This window comes from Tissierella sp. QWL-11, assembly GCF_058683765.1.
In genome coordinates this window covers 2,346,539-2,364,782 of record NZ_CM178750.1, presented here as the reverse complement: position 1 = coordinate 2,364,782, position 18,244 = coordinate 2,346,539, and the positions used below count along the sequence as shown (strand labels likewise).

Here is an 18,244-nt window from a genome sequence, read left to right as displayed (position 1 = left end):
CTTCGGTTTATTAGCAGATGAAGTAGGATATCCATATAATCAAATTCCAACTGCAGCATTTACTCATGCTGGTTCAGGATATGGTCAAGGTACACTTTGTGGTGCTTTAGGGGTAGCAGCTACATGTATAGGTATGGTAACTGATGTAGACACTTCTAAAAAACTAGTTAGAGATCTTTATAACTGGTATAAAGATGCAGAACTACCTATATATCAACCTGAAAACTTAAACTTAGCACACACAGTAGCAGGATCAACTCTATGTGAAGATAGTGTTGAAACTTTCAAAGAAATTCAAGGCTGTGAGCATGGAGATCATGAGAGAAAGGCTCGTTGTGCAGGAGTTACAGGAGATGTACTTAGAAAGACTGTAGAATTGCTAAACGAAACTTTAGTGTAGAACTATTAAATTAAATTTTATAATTTAGAATTTTAAAACGAGGAAATATTTCCTCGTTTTTTAGATAGATATTATTTTGATTATAAGGTAAAATATATATAAATCTATTGTAATTTATTATCTTACGACGGATAGATAAGGAGGGAAATAAATTATGAGACTAGGTACAACTGAGCTTATTTTGATTCTAGGTATAGCTTTAGTAATCTTTGGACCATCTAAACTTCCAGAGTTGGGAAGATCTATAGGTAAAGCTTTAAGTGAATTTAAATCTCAAGCAAACAAAGTAACAGATGAATTTAAGGATGACTCAGATGACAAGAAAGAAGAATAAAAATAAAAATAAAGACCTAACAGTAGTTGGTCATTTAGAGGAATTGAGAAAAAGAGTAATCTATTCTGGATTCCTCTTTATCATAGCAGCATTTATTTCCTATAGATTTGCTGAAACTATAGTTGATGACATAATTTCAAGAGCCCCAGATATGGATTTTGTATATATATCTCCTCCAGAGCTTATGTTATCATATATAAAGCTTGCTGTAGTATCAGGACTAGTAATAGCAGCTCCTTTTATACTAGGTCAGATTTGGCTTTTTATAAGTCCTGGATTTGATAAAAAAGAAAAGAAATACTTGATAATATCATTGATTTTAGGAGGAGGATTCTTTGTATTGGGAGTGGTATTTTCTTATACAACAGTAATGCCTATAATATTCAAGTTCTTTTCTGGATTTCAAACATCGCAGATTAAGCCTATGATAAGCTTTAATAACTATTTAACTTTTGTTATCAACATACTTATTTCATTTGGAGTAGTGTTTGAATTGCCAATTGTGATGTTATTATTAACAAGATTTGGATTGTTAAACCCAAGTTTATTTGTAAAATATAGAAAGTATATGGTACTTATAATATTTGTATTGGCAGCAGTTTTGACTCCGCCAGATATAATATCTCAATCTCTACTTGCGATACCTATGTTAGCCCTATTTGAACTGGGAATATTACTATCAAAAATAGCACAAAAGAAGAAAAAAGATAAATAAAAAAATCCGTTATTTTAATATAACGGATTTTTTATTTATTGAGCATTTTCTAATGCATTGTCTACAGCTTCTTTTATAGCATCACTTGTAACAGTAGCTCCAGAAACCGCATCTACATCAGTTGAATTTTTTTCAACTATAGCTTGTGGTATTTGTTCTAAAGCTGGTTCAGAATATCCTTCTGATTCATTTTGTTCTGTAACTTCAACAGAAGCGATCTCACCATCTTTAACTTCAACAGATACTTTTAAAAGTTCCATACCTGTAGCTTCACCTTCATAAGTACCGTCTGTATACTTAGTACCACCGCATCCAACTAAAGCTGTAGCAAGTAATACAAGTACCAAAACCATTGAAATATGTTTTTTCACAAAAACATCCCCTTTCCATATATTGTACAATATCATTATATAACTTAAACAAGTTTTTATCAAGTCAAATAATGTAAATCTTTATCTTTGACTTAAGAATAATAGGAATACAATGATACTTGCAAAGATATACTAAAAATAGTAAGGTAAGTATATGGAATTCGTGAGTAAGTATAAAATTAAATTACTTAGAAAAGGGTGATAATATGTATAATTACAATATGAAGGAATTAAAAGAAGAAGCAATAGAGATGTTAGAGAGAAGAGGGGTTACACTAAAAGATATTGGAGAACTAGTAATGGAACTACAATCTAAATACTACCCTAGCTTAACTATAGAAATGTGTATTGAAAATATAAAGGCTGTGCTTAGTAAAAGAGAAATTATCCATGCAATCCTAACAGGCATAGCCCTAGATGAATTAGCAGAAAAAAAACAATTACCACAACCTCTTCAAAGCATTGTTGAAGTAGATGAAGGCTTATATGGAATAGATGAAATAATCCCTCTATCCATAGTAAATGTCTATGGAACAATTGGCCTTACAAACTATGGATATTTAGACAAAGAAAAAATAGGCATTATTAAAAAATTAGATGAAGAAAAGGGAACACAGTGCAATACATTTTTAGATGATTTAGTTGCCGCTATAGCTGCAGCTACAGCTAGTAGAATTGCACATTCAGCAAAGGAATAGACCAAGAAAAACTTGGTCTATTTTAAATTAGCTTAGAGAAAAATTTGATTAAATCAATACATGTTTTTAAAGTAGTATTATTTTCATCGTCTATTTTAGGATTGAACTCTACAAAATCCATAGAAGTAACTAATCTAGAGTCAAATATTTCTTTTAGTATAGTCTTTCCTTCATCTAATGTGAATCCATTCAATACAGGTGTACCAGTCCCTGGTACAATGGAAGGATCTAAGCTATCTATATCAAAGCTTAGATGAACACCATCTACATTAGAAGCTTTAATTTTCTCTATTACCTCTTTTAAAACTCCTTCAAGGGAAGTATTTCTAATTTTTCCCATTCCGTATAGATTTATATTTAGTTTATTTATAAGTTTTACTTCTCCGGGATCTAAATCTCTAGCTCCAATTATATATACATTTTCTGGTTTTACTTTTTGACCCTGATAATATAAATTAGTCAAAGATGAATCTCCTACATCCATAGCCCCAGCTAAAGGCATTCCATGAACATTTCCAGATGGAGAGGTTTTATGGTCATTAATGTCTCCATGTGCATCTACCCAAATTACAGCCATATTTTTAAAATATTTACTAGCACCTGAAATACTCCCTAGACCTAAGCTATGATCTCCTCCTACTACAAGTGGAAAAGAATTTGTTTTTAATGAAGAGTATACAGCATGTGCCAAATCAGTATTTGCCTCTAATATCGGATTTAAATATTTCATTTCACTGTGCCATTTATATTTATCTTTTTCATTTATATAAGGGACGTAGATATTTCCCATGTCATATACTTTATTATCATTAGTCTGTAAGATTGATTTAATCTCTGAGTCTCTGAGAGTATCAGGGCCTAATTGTACTCCAACTATATCACATCCATAATAAAGTGGAACCCCTATTAAGTTGATATTCATAACATTAGCCTCCTAAAGCTTTTCTTTTATTATATACCTTATATCCTATTTTGTCATTATAGTATAATATGATATAATTTAAAAAAACAAAGCTATTATATCCAAATTATAGATTTAGAAAAGGATATGAATATGAAATATATCTGACATAGATAAAAAGATATTGTACACAAGGGTAGAATTGGAGAATTTGGAAAATCTAAATTCTCCTTTTGAGTTCTAAATTAAACAAAGAGGTGAAGTATGAAAAAAAACTATTATGCAGTAAAAGAAGGCAAGCTTCCAGGAGTATATAATACTTGGAAAGAATGTGAATTTCAGGTGAAGGGGTATAGTGGTGCGGTTTATAAAAAATTCCCTACATATGGTGAAGCCTATGAGTTCGTAAATGGAAATTCTAGACCCTCTAATTTAAAAGAAGAGTTTGAAGCTAAAATAGAAAATAAAGAAGAGGTTTTCATGGATAAAGAGGATTTAGAAGAAGGTGAGGCAATAGCATATGTAGATGGAAGCTTTGATTTATCTACATGGACTTTTAGCTACGGAGTAGTTTTTATAACTAAAATAGATAAAAAGGACTATAGTGGAAGAGATGACAATGAAAGCTTAGCTAAGATGAGAAATGTATCAGGTGAGATAAAAGGGGCTATGGTTGCTATGGATATAGCTGTAAAAGAAAATATAAAGACCTTATACCTTCATTTTGATTATATGGGAATAGAAAAATGGGCAAAAGCTGAGTGGAAAGCAAATAAGGATGGTACTAAATTTTATAAAGAATATTACGATTCTATAAAAGACAAATTAAATGTAGTATTTATAAAAGTAAAAGCTCATTCTGGAGTAAAGTATAATGAAGAGGCAGATCAATTGGCAAAAGAAGCTATCATTTTAAAATGATAGCTTCTCAAATCCTACATTATTTCTATTTAATAATTCTACTGCATAATCATCTATTCTATAGTCATTTTTATAGTAAATTTGCTTTATACCAGCTTGGATCAAAGCTTTAGTGCAATTTAAACATGGGAAATGAGTTACATAGGCAGTACAATTTTTAACAGATATTCCCTCCTTAGCACAGTATAATAGGGCATTTATCTCAGCGTGAATAGTAGCTATACAGTGTCCATCTCTCATGGTATGTCCTATATCATCACAGTGAGGATTAGAAGCTACAGAGCCATTGTATCCACTGGAGACTATTCTATTGTCATCATTTACTAAGAGACAGCCTACAAAGGCCCTGTCGCAAGTAGAACGACTTGCTACAAGATGGGTGATTTCCATAAAATATTCTTTCCAGCTTTTTCTATTACTCATATAAATTCTCCTTTGGCAAATAAATTATTTTATAGTAAATAGTAAAGTCATACTTTGATATTTACATAAAGAAGTTTCATTAAATAAGTTTAAAAAACTTTATTGATTTTAATATCTATATAAAACTTTTTTATATTATATCATAAAGCATAGGGTACCACCATAGTTTGTAAGAAGTATAACTGGGTATAATTATATAAAAATTATCTAATTAAGAGGGGATTTTATGAAAGGTTTAGTTCTAGAGGGTGGAGGAGCAAAGGGAGCTTATCATGTAGGTGTATATAAAGCATTAATGGAAGAAGGGATTAATATAGATGGCATAGCTGGGACTTCCATAGGAGCTTTAAATGCGGCTATGATATTGCAAGAGGATTTTGAAAGCTGTATTAAAATATGGGAAGAGATATCCTACTCTATGATTGTAAAAGCTAATGAAGATGAGATACAAAAACTAATGGAATTAAAATTTGATAGAAGCGATTTAAGATTGTTGGCAAAAAAATTAAAAAAATTGATACAGGGAAGAGGTCTAGATATTACTCCACTAAAACAACTTTTAGATGAGTATATAGATGAAGACAAAATAAGAAAATCAGAGAAGGACTTTGGTATGGTAACATTTAACATTACTGATTTTAAACCTATAGAGATATTTATTGAAGATATTCCTAAAGGGGAATTAAAAGATTATCTCTTAGCATCTGCTTATTTACCTGTATTTAAAACAGAGAGACTCGGAGGAAAGGTTTATTTAGATGGAGGGTTTTTTGATAATTTACCCTTTAGAATGTTAGCTCAAAAAGGATATAGGGATTTAATTCTAGTTAGAACTCATGCAAATGGCATTGTGAGAAAGGTAGATGAAAGAAATTTAGATGTAACGGTTATATCTCCTTCAGATGATTTGGGAAGTATGTTTTCTTTTGAAAAAAATATGGCTAAGAAAAATATAAATATGGGATATTTTGATTGCTTAAAAAGACTAAAAGGGCTTTTGGGTATACATTATTACATAGATCCAAAAATAGATGAGAATTATTTTTTACATTTGTTGTACTTATTGGAAGAGGATAAGATAAAGAGAATAGGTGAGCTATTAAATCTTCCGGATATGCCCTTGAAGAGAGGATTATTTGAATATATAATACCTAAGCTTGGATCAATATTAGGACTTCCTGATGACTTTAGTTATGGAAAACTTTTAATTTCCCTATTAGAGAAAAAAGCAGAGAAATCAGAAATAAATAGATTTAAAATATATTCATTTGAAGAATTATGGGATTTAGTAAGGTGTAATAGCACACCAAAAGAAATAAAGGAAGAAAAACCTGTTAAGGTATTAGATAAGCTTATAGAAATCGCAGATATTTCGACCATATTTAATAAAGAAGATATAATAGAAAAAATAGGTGATATACTATTCTGTGAAGAATAGTATATCACCTATTAATTATTAATTAGTAAACATTTGTGTCCAATATGTTGTATTGTTACTAGTTGTATAAGCTCCAACTCCAATTTTATTAAAGCTTGCATTAAGTATATTTGCTCTATGTCCAGATGAATTCATCCAGCCATTTACTACAGATTGGGCTGATAGATACCCCTTAGCGATATTTTCTCCAGCAGTATTGTACTTTATACCAAAGCTCTTCATCATTTCAAAAGGACTTCCATAAGTAGGTGAAGTATGACTAAAGTATTTATTAGTTGCCATGTCTTTAGATTTAATTCTTGCAACATTAGATAGTTCATTGCTAATTGTAAATGGTTGTAATCCTGCTTTTTTTCTTTCTATGTTTACAAGTCTAACTACTTCTCTTTCCATTGATGATAAATTGTTATTTTCTAAGTCTGTATCAACGGATTCATCTTCTGGAACCTCTATTTCAGGCTTTTCCTCGGGAATTACAGGTTTTTCTTCAGGAACTTGAGGCTTTTCCTCAGGAATTACAGGTTTTTCTTCTGGAACTTGAGGCTTTTCCTCAGGAACTACAGGTTTTTCTTCTGGAACTTGAGGCTTTTCTTCAGGAATTACAGGAATTTGAGGGAATTGATTCGGGTTTTTATAAGGTAAAGTTATAACTTGCCAATTATAATTATAATTATAATCAGTTTGTTTGTCGTAAAAACCATAAGTTATATTGTACCTTTTTGGATTGTATTTACTTATACTGTATTTATTTGTATTGTATCTTCTAATATTATAACTATAACTTTCACCATAAGTAAAGCTGGAACTTAAAAGTAATAATCCTACAACTAACAAAGTTTTCCTCTTAATATTTTTTAACATAATCTACCTCCTAAAGTTTTAAATTATTAGTTACAAAATTTGTAACCCTTTTGTAACTTTTTTAAAGTATAACACGATAAACTCAGGAGATAAACCTACAAAAAATGGAATAAAAAGAAGATCTCTCCAAATAAGAGGAGAGACCTTCTTTTTAAATTCTAATTTGATGATAAACTTTTTTACCTTTTCTAATCAATATTTTTCCATCATTAAAATCATCTAATGTGATTTTTTTATCTATAGATTTTACTTTTACATCATCTATACTAATACCATTTTGTTCTATTAGCCTTCTTCCCTCACTATTTGACTTAATAAGACTTACTTCTTTTAGCAGGCTTATAATATCTATACCTTCTTCAAATACAGACTTATCCATTTGAGTAAATGGAATTGATCCAGCTTCAGTAGCTCCAGCAAATAGTGCTTTAGAAGCTTTCTCTGCTTTTAAAGCCTCTTCTTCTCCATGGATAGCTTTAGTAACCTCAAAAGCTAATACTTCTTTAGCTTTGTTTATTTGTGATCCTTCTAAGGCACCTAATCTCTTAACTTCATCCATTGGAAGGAAAGTTAAAAGTGCCAAGAATTTTTCCACGTCTCTATCATCTACATTTCTCATGTATTGATATAGTTCATAAGGAGGAGTTTTTTCTGGATCTAGCCAAATGGTTCCTGCCTCAGTTTTACCCATTTTAATTCCAGCGGCAGTAGAAAGCAATTTAAAAGTCATAGAATAGACTTTATCTCCTTCTAATTTTCTAACTAATTCATATCCTCCAAGCATATTAGACCATTGGTCACTTCCACCAAGTTGAAGCTTACAACCTAATTCTCTATATAGATGTAAGAAATCGTAGGATTGCATTAACATATAACCAAATTCAAAAAAAGTTAATCCTTGTTCTAATCTATTTTTATAGCAGTCAAATGTAAGCATTCTATTTACTGAAAAATGAACTCCAGTTTCTCTCATAAATTCTACAAAGTTTAAATCAAGTAGCCAATCAGCATTATTTACCATGAAGGCCTTTCCCTCTGAGAAGTCAATGAAATTAGATAATTGTTCTTTAAATCTACTTGCATTGTAATCAATCATCTTTTTTGTCATAACTTTTCTCATATCACTTTTACCAGAAGGGTCACCTATCATAGTAGTTCCACCACCAAGTAGTACAATAGGCTTATGTCCAGCTTTTTGCATATGCATCATAACCATAATTTGAAGAAAATGTCCAAGGGTAAGACTATCTGCAGTTGCATCAAATCCAATATAAAATGGAACAGATTCACTGCCTAAAAGATCTTTTAGTTCATCTTGGTATGTTACCTGATCTATATAACCTCTTTCATTTAAAATATCAAATACATTTTCCATAATATACCTCCTATAAATTATAAAAGGGTTTTATCTCTTCCCTAAAGGACGAGATAAAACCCGTGGTACCACCTTAATTTGCTTAAAGCCTCAATTCACGTAACGAGTGAAAGTCGTAATATAGTATTAAACTCAAGATTTGTATTTTCTTTATTAAGAAGTTATAAACCTTCCACCAATGGTTTATTCTCTATATTTAACTAAATAAAGTCTTATATCTTTCATCGTTTGTATATAGTTAAGTCAATATTAATATAAATTTAATTTTTTGTCAAATAAAAATCAAAATAAAAAAACTATCATTATATAATGATAGTTTTTTTATTTTAATTTTTTGTATTATCCTTGAACTTTTAGTTCAGCACTGTTTTCCCAAAGTCCATGAATATTACAATAACTAGAAACTAAGATCGTACCAGATTTGCTAGCTTTAAATTTAGTAACTACATATGGCTCTGTATATAGTTCTGCTTCACCATGTGCTCCAAAGTCGTAAGTACCTATCTCAACTGGGAATTTAGCACCTTCTGGATGGAAATATACCTTCATCCATACTATATGATGTTCAAGTGTATTTGGATGAGAAATTTCCTCTCCTATTAATACTTTTAATTCAACTTCTTCTCCTACATTGATACTTTCAGGTGCATGTATTACAGGGACATGTTTTTCTCCCTTCCAATCTCCTGTTTGATAAAGACCGTTTAAACTTTTCAAATAAATAACCTCCTCGAATTTTCTAATATTGTTCTTCGATTTCATATATACCCATTGCTATAAATATTACACAAATAATTAAAAGATTTAGCATATAAGATAAATTTAGGTTATAATATATTTAGAAGCTGTAAGGAGTGAAAGGGATGAAAAGTATAAATTTAATAGCTACTACTACTTTTGGATTAGAAGCTGTTTGTAAAAGAGAATTAATAAATTTAGGATATAAGGATATAAAAGTAGAAAATGGAAGAGTTGACTTTAAAGGAGAAGAAATTGATATACCAAGGGCAAATATTTGGCTTAGAACAGCCGATAGAGTTTTGCTTAACATGGGGGAATTCAGAGCACTTAGTTTTGAAGAACTATTTGAAAATACTAAAAAATTGCCTTGGGATGAGTGGATTCCTGAGGATGGAAATTTTATTGTAGAGGGAAAGAGTATAAACTCTAAATTATATAGTGTACCTGATTGTCAGAAAATAGTAGAAAAGGCTATAGTAGAAAAACTTAAAACTAAATACAATGTATCTTGGTTTGAAAAAACCGGTGAAAGATACACTGTACAAGTTTCAATTCTCAAGGATATAGCGACTCTTACTATAGATACCTCTGGTGATGGTCTTCATAAGAGGGGATATAGAGATAGAGCAGGAGATGCTCCTATAAAAGAGACTCTAGCAGCTGCAATGATACTCTTAAGCTACTGGAATAAAGACAGGGTGCTTTTTGATCCGTTTTGTGGGTCTGGTACTATTCCTATTGAAGCCGCAATGATTGGACGAAATATAGCTCCAGGACTAGATAGGGAATTTGATGCTCAGAAATGGCCTAGGATAAAAAAAGAATATTGGACTCAAGTTAAAAAAGAGGCATTTGAAAAAATTGACAATGAATCAAGTCTTCATATACTAGGATCTGATATAGATAAAAGGTCAATCTTAAGGGCAAGGGATAATGCTGCAAACTTAGGATTAGATGAGGATATAGCTTTTTTCATGAAAGATATGAGAGATGTAGATCTTCATGAAGACTATGGAGTTGTCATAACTAATCCTCCTTATGGAATGAGAATAGGAGAAAAAGAAGCAATACACAAGCTATATGAAGACCTAGGTGAAAAACTATTACCTCTCAATACATGGTCAGTTTATGTTATAACTTCTGAAGAGGATTTTGAAAAATTATATGGTAAAAAAGCAGATAAAAAAAGAAAATTATATAATGGAAGAATAAAAGTAGATTATTATCAATATTATGGACCTAGACCACCTAAAAAATAAAGGAGGACAAAAGATGAAAATATATACGAAAAAAGGAGATAGTGGAAACACATCTTTATTTGACAATAAAAGAGTTTCAAAGGACGATATTAGAGTAGAGAGTTATGGTACAATCGATGAGCTGGTTAGTTTTATAGGATTATCTAAAAACTATGTAGAAGATACAGAGATATATAATACTTTACAGGATATCCAAAATAAACTGTTTACTGTAGCTTCTTATTTGGCCACAGAGGATAAAAGTAAAATAAAGTTTCATATTCAAGAAGATGATGTTAATAATTTAGAAAAATTAGTAGATAAATACATGGGAAAATTAGAAGCTCCTAAAGGTTTTATAGTTCCAGGTACAAATAAAAAATCTGGTCACCTTCATGTAGCGAGAACGATTTGTAGAAGAGCAGAGAGAAGAATAATAACTCTATCAAGGGAAGTAGAGATAGACCCTTTAGTAATCAAATATATAAATAGATTATCTGACACCCTGTATTCTATTGCAAAGTTTCTAGAAGATGAAGAGATAAGAGTAAATTATTAATATTTAATACAATTGTAATATATATTAATGGAAAATGTTACAAATCTATTGTACAATATATACTAGCATAGTATGAAAATGATAAAAAAATCACAATCAATAGTATCATATTTTAAATATGTGAAATGGGTGATAACATGTTAAAAAATCAAGATTTGGGAGTTAAAAAAAATATTGAAGATTATGCAATATTAGATTATCATGTTTTAGAAGGAATGGCAGACTGGGTTAGAGTCATAGACCAAAATGGGATTGTTATATATGCAAATGGGGCTATGAAAAAAGATTTGGGGGATAATATAATAGGAATGAAGTGCTATGAGTCCTATTGTGCTACTAAAGAGTGCAGCTTTTGTATAACTCAAAGGAGTATGGCAACAGGGGAAATTGTACAAAAAGAAGAAAAAATCCTTGGAAATTACTATTCTATAAAGAGTTCTCCAGTTAGAAATAAGCATGGAGAAATAACTGCTGCAGTAGAAGTATTTAGAAACATAACTAGAGAAAGAAAACTAGAGCTTGAATTAATAGGTAAAAATAAAAAGATGAGTAAGGACTTAAAGTTTGCAAAGAGGATTCAAGAAAAGATACTTCCCAAAAGAGGTATAAGCAACAATTTAGAATTAGATTATATATATAAACCTTCAGAAATGCTTGGTGGAGATATGTTTGATATGTTTAACATAGATGAAGAAAATGTAGGGATATATATAAGTGATGTAGTTGGTCATGGGATATCAGCATCTATTATGACTATGTTTATAAGACAGACTATAAGAGTTATGGCAAAGGAAATGAAAGACCCATCTTTAGCTATTAAGCTTCTTCATGAAAGGTTTAAATCTTTAGACTTAGAAGCAGATAAATATTTTACCATATTTTATGGTGTCTATAATAGAAATGCTGGGAAGCTTCAATATGTAAATGCAGGTCATAACTGCGTACCTATAAAATATAATCATAAGGATAAAGAGCTACTTGAAAATAAAGGCTATCCTATCTCCATATTATTGGATGAGATGAATCATGAAATAAAAGAAACAGATCTTAACCCTGGAGATAAATTATTATTTTATACAGATGGGATTACAGAATCTAAGGATTTTAATGGTAGAGAATTTGGCTTAGATGGAGTTTTAGAAATAATAGATAGACATCCAAATAATATGCTTGAAGTAATTGAAGATAATATAATAAATCATAGTTGGGGAGAACAGATAGATGATTTTGCCATAGTACTATTTCAAGTTCAATAATAATAGATAAACCTAGAATAAAATTCTAGGTTTTTTAATAAAAGGAAATAATGATTTAGGGGGAGATATAGTGGAAATAAAATTTGATTATAAGAATTCTTTTGTAGATAAAAGAGAATTAGAAAATATGAATGATTTTTTAAATATAAGTCATAAATATTTACATGAAAAAACTGGCAGTGGAAATGAATATTTAGGTTGGGTAGATTTACCTAGTAGATTAGATAGAGATGAGATTTTAGATATAAAAAATACAGCTAAAAAAATTCAAGATACATCAGAGGCACTGATAGTAATAGGAATTGGTGGATCTTATCTTGGTGCAAGGGCATGTATAGAAGCTCTTAGTTCTAACTTTTATAATAATTTATTAAAAAAAGATAGAAAGACTCCAGAAATTTACTATGTAGGAAATAATTTATCCAGTGACTACATCTTTGATCTGTTGGAACTTATAAAAGATAAGGATATAAGTATAAATATAATTTCAAAATCTGGAACTACCACAGAACCTGCTATAGCCTTTAGAATATTTAGAGAATATATGGAAAATAAGTATGGAGAAGATTCTAAAGATAGAATATATGTAACTACAGATAGAGAAAAAGGGGCATTAAAAAAACTATCTGAAGATGAAGGTTATAAGACATTTGTAATTCCTGATGATGTGGGAGGTAGATATTCAATTTTTACACCTGTAGGATTATTACCTATTGCAGTTGCAGGAATAGATATAGAAAAGATAATTGAGGGTGCTAAGTCTGGAGAAGAAGAATATGGTAATACAAACTTAGAAGAAAATCCTGCTTATCAATATGCAGCTATTAGAAATATCCTATATAATCGAGGAAAAGATATAGAGATATTGGTGAGTTATGAGCCTTCCCTAAAATATTTGTCAGAGTGGTGGAAACAATTATTTGGAGAATCTGAAGGAAAGGATAATAAGGGATTATATCCATCTTCTGTAAACTTTACTACAGATTTACATTCCCTTGGACAGTTTATTCAAGATGGAAAGAGAAATTTATTTGAAACTACGATTATTATAGAAAAACCTAAAAATGACATAGTTTTAAAGGGAAATATGGAAAATTTAGATGGACTGAATTATTTAAAGGGGAAAACTTTAAATTTTATAAATCAAAAGGCCTTTGAAGGCACATTTAAAGCCCATGTAGATGGTAAGGTTCCAAATTTAACTATTACAATTCCTAAATTAGACGAATTTTATTTTGGAAAATTGATTTATCTATTTGAAAAATCTTGTGGTATATCAGGATATTTATTAGGAGTAAATCCATTTGATCAACCAGGTGTAGAAAAATATAAGACAAATATGTTCCGATTATTGGGAAAACCAGGATATTAACAGTATATTAAATTAAATATTTATATATGATTTGGATACAATAAAGAATAAATAATTTTGAAAGGTGGGTTTTATGAAAACTTTTTTGAAAGTCTTTATTGTATCTATTTTTTTATTTATAATAGGAATTTCTTTGGGTAGTGTATATTATACGGAAAGACAAAATTTAAATGATGATAAAAAATTTAAATTTCATGAAGAAAAAATCCAGAATAATATAATCATTGAAGAGAAGGATAGGACTGTACAAGAGTGTGATTCTCTGGAAGAAGGTTTTAAAATTAGCAATAGAATAAATATAATGATACTTGGAATGGAAGATTCAAGAACAGACACAATAATATTTGGCTCTGTATGTCCAGATACAAAAAAGATAAACCTTCTATCCATACCTAGAGACACATATATACACAGAAAAGGTAAAGACTTGGGGGAACAGAGAAAAATAAACAGTGTATATCAAGATCATGGATTAGAAGGATTAGAGACTACAATATCTCATATACTAGAAGATGTCCCTATTCATCACTATGTTAAACTAGATTATGAAGCAGTTGAAAATATAGTAGAAAGTATAGGTGGTGTAGAAGTAAATGTACCCTTTGATATGAAATATAAAGATATTAGTTCAAATCCACCTTTAGATATAAATATAAAAAAAGGTACACAAAATTTGAACGGCAAAAAAGCTTTAGATTTTTTGAGATATAGAAAGGGGAACAATAAGATAGGATATATAGATGGAGATTTAGGAAGAATAAAAGCACAGCAAAATTTCTTGAAAAATTTTACAAAAAAAGCAATTAAAAATCCATTAACTATTATTTCTAACGGAATTAAATATGTAGATACAGATATAAATTTCATTGATGGAGTAAATTATGGAAGAAAACTAGTGGGTATAGAGAGTGAAGATATTTTGTTTGAAACTTTGCCTGGAAATCCTGAGCTAAGAGATATAAACAAAAGGATATTTTCTTACTATATATATGATGATAATGAGATTAGGCTTAAATTAGAAGAAATATATAATGTGAAAAAGACTCCCATGGAAAAACTGTAAAATATACTATTAAAATAAAAAATTTAAAAATAAGAATAAAAAAGATATAAAATCTTTCAAGATTTTATATCTTTTTTGTATCTTTAATTAAACTACAGCTTTTTCTTTTTTATTTAAGTTTTGATCATGCTCTTTTAAAAGGGATTCTCCAATTAAATATACATTTCCTGCACCCATGGTAAGTATTATATCATTTGGTTTTATATTTTGAACTAAATAGTTTTTTATTTCCTCAAATGTAGGAAGATAAATTGCATCAGTACCAGTATTTTTTACTGCTTTAGCCAAATCTCTAGAGTGAATTTCCCCATTATCTATTTCTCTTGCAGCATATATATCAGTAATAATAACTTTATAAGCATTTTCAAAAGACTTTGAAAAACTATCTAATAATATTTTAGTTCTAGAAAAGGTATGAGGTTGAAATATACAATATACATTGGATTTAGAAGAATTATTTATAGCTTCTAAGGTAGCCTTTATTTCAGTTGGATGATGTGCATAGTCGTCAAATACCTTAGCATTATTTATAAGTCCTTTAAATTCAAGCCTTCTATGAACACCTGTATATAGAGATATATGTTTAATTATATGTTCAATAGAAATACCTAAGCTATGACAGGCAGTAATACTTGCCAAAGCATTATATATATTATGAGATCCCATGACATTTAATCTTATAGGAAAAGTTTTTTCTCCTTTTAAATTTAATAAAAAACTGGAATATCCATCCTTAGAAAACTTTATATTTTCTGCTTTGTAGTCACAATCACTATGAATTCCAAAAGAAATTACATTTGCATCAGTATTTTCTATGACTTTTTCACAATGGGGATCATCTTTATTAATAATTAGGTAATCATTCTTTTGTAAGTTCTTTCCATATTGTACAAATGTATCTACTATATGATCTATATCTTTAAAAAAATCTAAATGGTCTTCATCAATATTTAATATAATTGCAGTAGTTGGAAAATATTTCAAAATATTTGCCTTGTATTCACATGCTTCAGTAAGTATATATTCATTATTTCCTAATCTAACATTTCCGCCTATATCATCTAATTCTCCACCTAACAATATGGTAGGATTTAATATAGCATTGTTTGTAATAGTAGCTATCATACTAGTAGTTGTAGTTTTTCCATGGGTTCCAGAAACAGCTATGGAGTTTTTATAGTTTTTCATAATAGCCCCTAAAAAACTAGCTCTGTCTATAATGGGTATTCCTAAAGATTTTGCAAATAAGAGTTCTTCGTTTTCTTGAGAAACAGCATCTGTATATACTAATAAATCCGGATTTGAGATATATTCCTTTTTATGACCTATGTAAATAACGGCTCCCAAACTTCGTAGATGCTTTATAATATGACTTTCTTTTGTATCTGTACCAGTTACCATATAATTACTATCTAATAGGATTTCAGCTAAACCGCTCATGCTTATGCCGCCTATTCCTGTAAAGTGCACATGTTGGTACTTATGATTTTCTAAATCAAATTCAAACATAAGTTATCCTCCTAATATTTCTAGATTTTATTATCTTAATTTCTATATTTATTATTGCCAAGATATCTAATTAATATTTATTATATTCTAAATCAGTAATATTGCTACTGAATGATTATATCATACCAAAAAAAAATTAAAAGAACAATTTCCTCTTTAAAATCAAAACAAATTGAAGAAAAAATGGAAAAAAAGAAGGATTTTTGAAATTTTTAGAGAATAAGTTTAAGGTAATAATATTTTGCGACTTAAGAAGGGTGGTGAAAGACAATGACAATCACAGATGTGAGGATTAGGAAATTAACACAAGAGGGCAAGATGAAAGCAATAGTTTCCGTTACATTTGATAATGAATTTGTAGTCCATGATATAAAAATTATTGAAGGACAAGATGGATTATTTGTTGCTATGCCTAGCAGAAAGATGGCTGACGGCGAATTTAGAGACATTGCCCACCCTATTAACGCTGAAACTAGACAAAAAATTCAAGAATCAGTGTTTGCTGAGTATGAAAAAAATTTAGCGGTATTATAAAAAGAGCCTTTAAGGCTCTTTTTATATTTTATAGTTTTTTATAAGGAATCTTTTATATTTTTTTGGAAATTGCTTTAAAATAGTATATAATAAAATTCGAAGTATAGACATATATGAGAAATAAGTTAAAATAGTAATGAGAGAATTTATAGAGAGGTGTTAAGATGAATATTTCGATTGTATTGGCTGCAGGAGAAGGAACTAGAATGAAATCGAAGCTTCCTAAGGTTTTACATAAGGTATGCGGAAAACCTTTACTAGAGTATGTAGTCTCAGCAAGTAAAAAAGCTCAAGTAGAAAAAAATATAGTAATTGTGGGGCATCAGTCAGAAAAGATAAAAGAATATTTTAAGGAAGAAGATATGATTTTCTTAAACCAGCCTATGGGAGAAGGACAGCCATATGGAACAGCTTTTGCAACTATTCAGGCTATCCCTTATATAGATGATCAATCTACAGTTATTATATTATATGGAGATACTCCTTTGATTACAGAAAACACTATCAATAGTCTTTTAGAATATCATGAAAAAAGAGAGTATAAATTAACTGTCTTAACAGCCTTACTTGACAATCCACAAGGATATGGCAGAATAAAAAGAGATAAAGACTCTAATATTGAAAGAATAGTTGAAGAGAAAGATGCAACATGTGAGGAAAAGGCAATAAAAGAGATAAATTCTGGGATATATTGCTTCAGTGGAGAAAGTTTAAAGTATGCTTTAAGTAAAATCGAGAATAATAATGCTCAGGGAGAGTATTATTTGACAGATGCAGTAAGCATATTAAAAGAGGAAGGTTATAATGTGGGAGCTTATATAATAGAAGATCCTACAGAAATCCACGGAGTAAATTCTAGAGTGCAATTGTCCTTTAGTGAAGAGATTATAAGAAATAGGATAAACTTAAAGCATATGGAAAATGGTGTTACTATAGTAGATCCAAATTCTACATACATTGAATCCAGTGTAAAAATTGGATGTGATACTACTATTTACCCAAATGTAGTCTTAGAAGGAAGTACTCATATAGGAGAAGATTGTATAATAAGATCTAATACTAGGATTTCTAATAGTATCATAAATAATAGAGTGCTAATAGAATCATCTACAATTGAAGATTCAAAAGTTGATGATGAGACTAAAGTTGGACCCAATGCACATCTGAGACCTAAAAGTCATATAGGTAAAAATGTTAAAATAGGTAATTTTGTAGAAGTCAAAAATTCTTTTATAGATGATAATTCTAAAGCAGGACATTTAGCATATGTGGGAGATGCCCATGTAGGTAAAAATGTAAATATAGGATGTGGAGCTATATTTGTAAATTATGATGGTAAATCAAAGCATAAGACAGTAGTAGGAGATAATTCGTTTATAGGAAGTAATTCCAACTTAGTTGCACCTGTAAATATCAAAGAAAAAGGATATATAGCTGCAGGGTCGACAATTACTAAAGAGGTAGAAGAAGGGGCTTTGGCAATTGGAAGGGCTAAACAGGTGAATAAATTAGGTTGGGTAGAAAGAAAAAAATAA

General features: G+C 29.8%; 19 protein-coding genes and 1 pseudogene. 13 read left to right on the top strand and 7 right to left on the bottom strand.

The genetic code is table 11. The features are described 5' to 3' along the window. Position 1 precedes the first annotated feature (1 nt). The 3 genes and pseudogenes from AC4PG3_RS11780 to tatC form a co-directional block, all read left to right on the top strand. Positions 2 to 400: pseudogene (locus AC4PG3_RS11780) on the top strand (C-GCAxxG-C-C family protein); the annotation flags it as partial. Between the two features lie 154 nt (positions 401 to 554). After that, positions 555 to 734, top strand: a complete 180-nt coding sequence (locus tag AC4PG3_RS11775; protein ID WP_492196818.1) for a twin-arginine translocase TatA/TatE family subunit — start codon at positions 555 to 557, stop codon at positions 732 to 734. Further along, positions 715 to 1,449, top strand: a complete 735-nt coding sequence (gene tatC / locus AC4PG3_RS11770; protein WP_492196817.1) for a twin-arginine translocase subunit TatC — start codon at positions 715 to 717, stop codon at positions 1,447 to 1,449. The genes AC4PG3_RS11775 and tatC overlap by 20 nt, the downstream gene beginning before the upstream one ends. A gap of 35 nt (positions 1,450 to 1,484) precedes the next feature. Here the strand turns inward: tatC and AC4PG3_RS11765 are convergent, their stop codons facing one another. Next, positions 1,485 to 1,820 carry an FMN-binding protein gene (locus AC4PG3_RS11765; protein WP_492196816.1) on the bottom strand — a complete coding sequence of 112 codons (336 nt, stop codon included), beginning with the start codon at positions 1,818 to 1,820 and terminating at the stop codon, positions 1,485 to 1,487. Between the two features lie 206 nt (positions 1,821 to 2,026). Here AC4PG3_RS11765 and AC4PG3_RS11760 point away from each other — a divergent pair, with 206 nt between their 5' ends. Then, positions 2,027 to 2,518, top strand: coding sequence for a phosphatidylglycerophosphatase A family protein (locus AC4PG3_RS11760; RefSeq protein WP_492196815.1), 492 nt, complete (start codon positions 2,027 to 2,029; stop codon positions 2,516 to 2,518). Positions 2,519 to 2,540: 22 nt separating this feature from the next. Here AC4PG3_RS11760 and rocF read toward each other — a convergent pair whose 3' ends face one another. Then, positions 2,541 to 3,440: an arginase gene (rocF, locus tag AC4PG3_RS11755; RefSeq protein ID WP_492196814.1), complete on the bottom strand. Its 900-nt coding sequence runs from the start codon at positions 3,438 to 3,440 to the stop codon at positions 2,541 to 2,543. A 243-nt stretch (positions 3,441 to 3,683) separates the two neighbouring features. Here rocF and AC4PG3_RS11750 point away from each other — a divergent pair, with 243 nt between their 5' ends. After that, positions 3,684 to 4,340 carry a ribonuclease H1 domain-containing protein gene (locus AC4PG3_RS11750; RefSeq protein ID WP_492196813.1) on the top strand — a complete coding sequence of 219 codons (657 nt, stop codon included), beginning with the start codon at positions 3,684 to 3,686 and terminating at the stop codon, positions 4,338 to 4,340. Here AC4PG3_RS11750 and AC4PG3_RS11745 read toward each other — a convergent pair. Continuing rightward, on the bottom strand, positions 4,332 to 4,763 hold the full coding sequence (locus AC4PG3_RS11745) for a deoxycytidylate deaminase (protein WP_492196812.1): 432 nt from the start codon (positions 4,761 to 4,763) through the stop codon (positions 4,332 to 4,334). The genes AC4PG3_RS11750 and AC4PG3_RS11745 overlap by 9 nt on opposite strands. Before the next feature lie 226 nt (positions 4,764 to 4,989). Here AC4PG3_RS11745 and AC4PG3_RS11740 point away from each other — a divergent pair, with 226 nt between their 5' ends. Then, a complete protein-coding gene (locus tag AC4PG3_RS11740; protein ID WP_492196811.1) occupies positions 4,990 to 6,201 on the top strand; it encodes a patatin-like phospholipase family protein in 1,212 nt (403 codons plus the stop codon). 18 nt (positions 6,202 to 6,219) lie between these two features. Here the strand turns inward: AC4PG3_RS11740 and AC4PG3_RS11735 are convergent, their stop codons facing one another. The 3 genes from AC4PG3_RS11735 to AC4PG3_RS11725 all read right to left on the bottom strand — a co-directional run bounded on the left by AC4PG3_RS11735 (position 6,220) and on the right by AC4PG3_RS11725 (position 9,154). Then, the gene (locus AC4PG3_RS11735; protein ID WP_492196810.1) at positions 6,220 to 7,062 is read right to left on the bottom strand and encodes a CAP domain-containing protein; all 843 of its coding nucleotides are present in this window, start codon (positions 7,060 to 7,062) and stop codon (positions 6,220 to 6,222) included. Positions 7,063 to 7,213: 151 nt separating this feature from the next. Further along, positions 7,214 to 8,437, bottom strand: a complete 1,224-nt coding sequence (tyrS, locus tag AC4PG3_RS11730) for a tyrosine--tRNA ligase (RefSeq protein ID WP_492196809.1) — start codon at positions 8,435 to 8,437, stop codon at positions 7,214 to 7,216. Between the two features lie 339 nt (positions 8,438 to 8,776). Further along, positions 8,777 to 9,154 carry a class II SORL domain-containing protein gene (locus tag AC4PG3_RS11725; protein WP_492196808.1) on the bottom strand — a complete coding sequence of 126 codons (378 nt, stop codon included), beginning with the start codon at positions 9,152 to 9,154 and terminating at the stop codon, positions 8,777 to 8,779. Between the two features lie 146 nt (positions 9,155 to 9,300). Between AC4PG3_RS11725 and AC4PG3_RS11720 the strand changes: the two genes are divergently transcribed. The 5 genes from AC4PG3_RS11720 to AC4PG3_RS11700 all read left to right on the top strand — a co-directional run bounded on the left by AC4PG3_RS11720 (position 9,301) and on the right by AC4PG3_RS11700 (position 14,666). Continuing rightward, positions 9,301 to 10,437 (top strand): THUMP domain-containing class I SAM-dependent RNA methyltransferase, encoded by a 1,137-nt coding sequence (locus AC4PG3_RS11720; protein ID WP_492196807.1) that lies wholly within the window; start codon positions 9,301 to 9,303, stop codon positions 10,435 to 10,437. A gap of 13 nt (positions 10,438 to 10,450) precedes the next feature. After that, a complete protein-coding gene (locus tag AC4PG3_RS11715; RefSeq protein WP_492196806.1) occupies positions 10,451 to 10,975 on the top strand; it encodes a cob(I)yrinic acid a,c-diamide adenosyltransferase in 525 nt (174 codons plus the stop codon). 137 nt (positions 10,976 to 11,112) lie between these two features. Beyond that, positions 11,113 to 12,231 carry a PP2C family protein-serine/threonine phosphatase gene (locus AC4PG3_RS11710; RefSeq protein WP_492196805.1) on the top strand — a complete coding sequence of 373 codons (1,119 nt, stop codon included), beginning with the start codon at positions 11,113 to 11,115 and terminating at the stop codon, positions 12,229 to 12,231. A 76-nt stretch (positions 12,232 to 12,307) separates the two neighbouring features. Then, a complete protein-coding gene (locus AC4PG3_RS11705; RefSeq protein ID WP_492198232.1) occupies positions 12,308 to 13,603 on the top strand; it encodes a glucose-6-phosphate isomerase in 1,296 nt (431 codons plus the stop codon). A 73-nt stretch (positions 13,604 to 13,676) separates the two neighbouring features. Continuing rightward, positions 13,677 to 14,666, top strand: coding sequence for an LCP family protein (locus AC4PG3_RS11700; RefSeq protein ID WP_492196804.1), 990 nt, complete (start codon positions 13,677 to 13,679; stop codon positions 14,664 to 14,666). An 87-nt stretch (positions 14,667 to 14,753) separates the two neighbouring features. Here AC4PG3_RS11700 and murC read toward each other — a convergent pair whose 3' ends face one another. Then, the gene (gene murC / locus AC4PG3_RS11695; protein ID WP_492196803.1) at positions 14,754 to 16,175 is read right to left on the bottom strand and encodes a UDP-N-acetylmuramate--L-alanine ligase; all 1,422 of its coding nucleotides are present in this window, start codon (positions 16,173 to 16,175) and stop codon (positions 14,754 to 14,756) included. A 270-nt stretch (positions 16,176 to 16,445) separates the two neighbouring features. Here murC and spoVG point away from each other — a divergent pair, with 270 nt between their 5' ends. Next, positions 16,446 to 16,709 carry a septation regulator SpoVG gene (spoVG, locus tag AC4PG3_RS11690; RefSeq protein WP_492196802.1) on the top strand — a complete coding sequence of 88 codons (264 nt, stop codon included), beginning with the start codon at positions 16,446 to 16,448 and terminating at the stop codon, positions 16,707 to 16,709. A 164-nt stretch (positions 16,710 to 16,873) separates the two neighbouring features. Further along, positions 16,874 to 18,244 (top strand): bifunctional UDP-N-acetylglucosamine diphosphorylase/glucosamine-1-phosphate N-acetyltransferase GlmU, encoded by a 1,371-nt coding sequence (gene glmU / locus AC4PG3_RS11685; RefSeq protein ID WP_492196801.1) that lies wholly within the window; start codon positions 16,874 to 16,876, stop codon positions 18,242 to 18,244.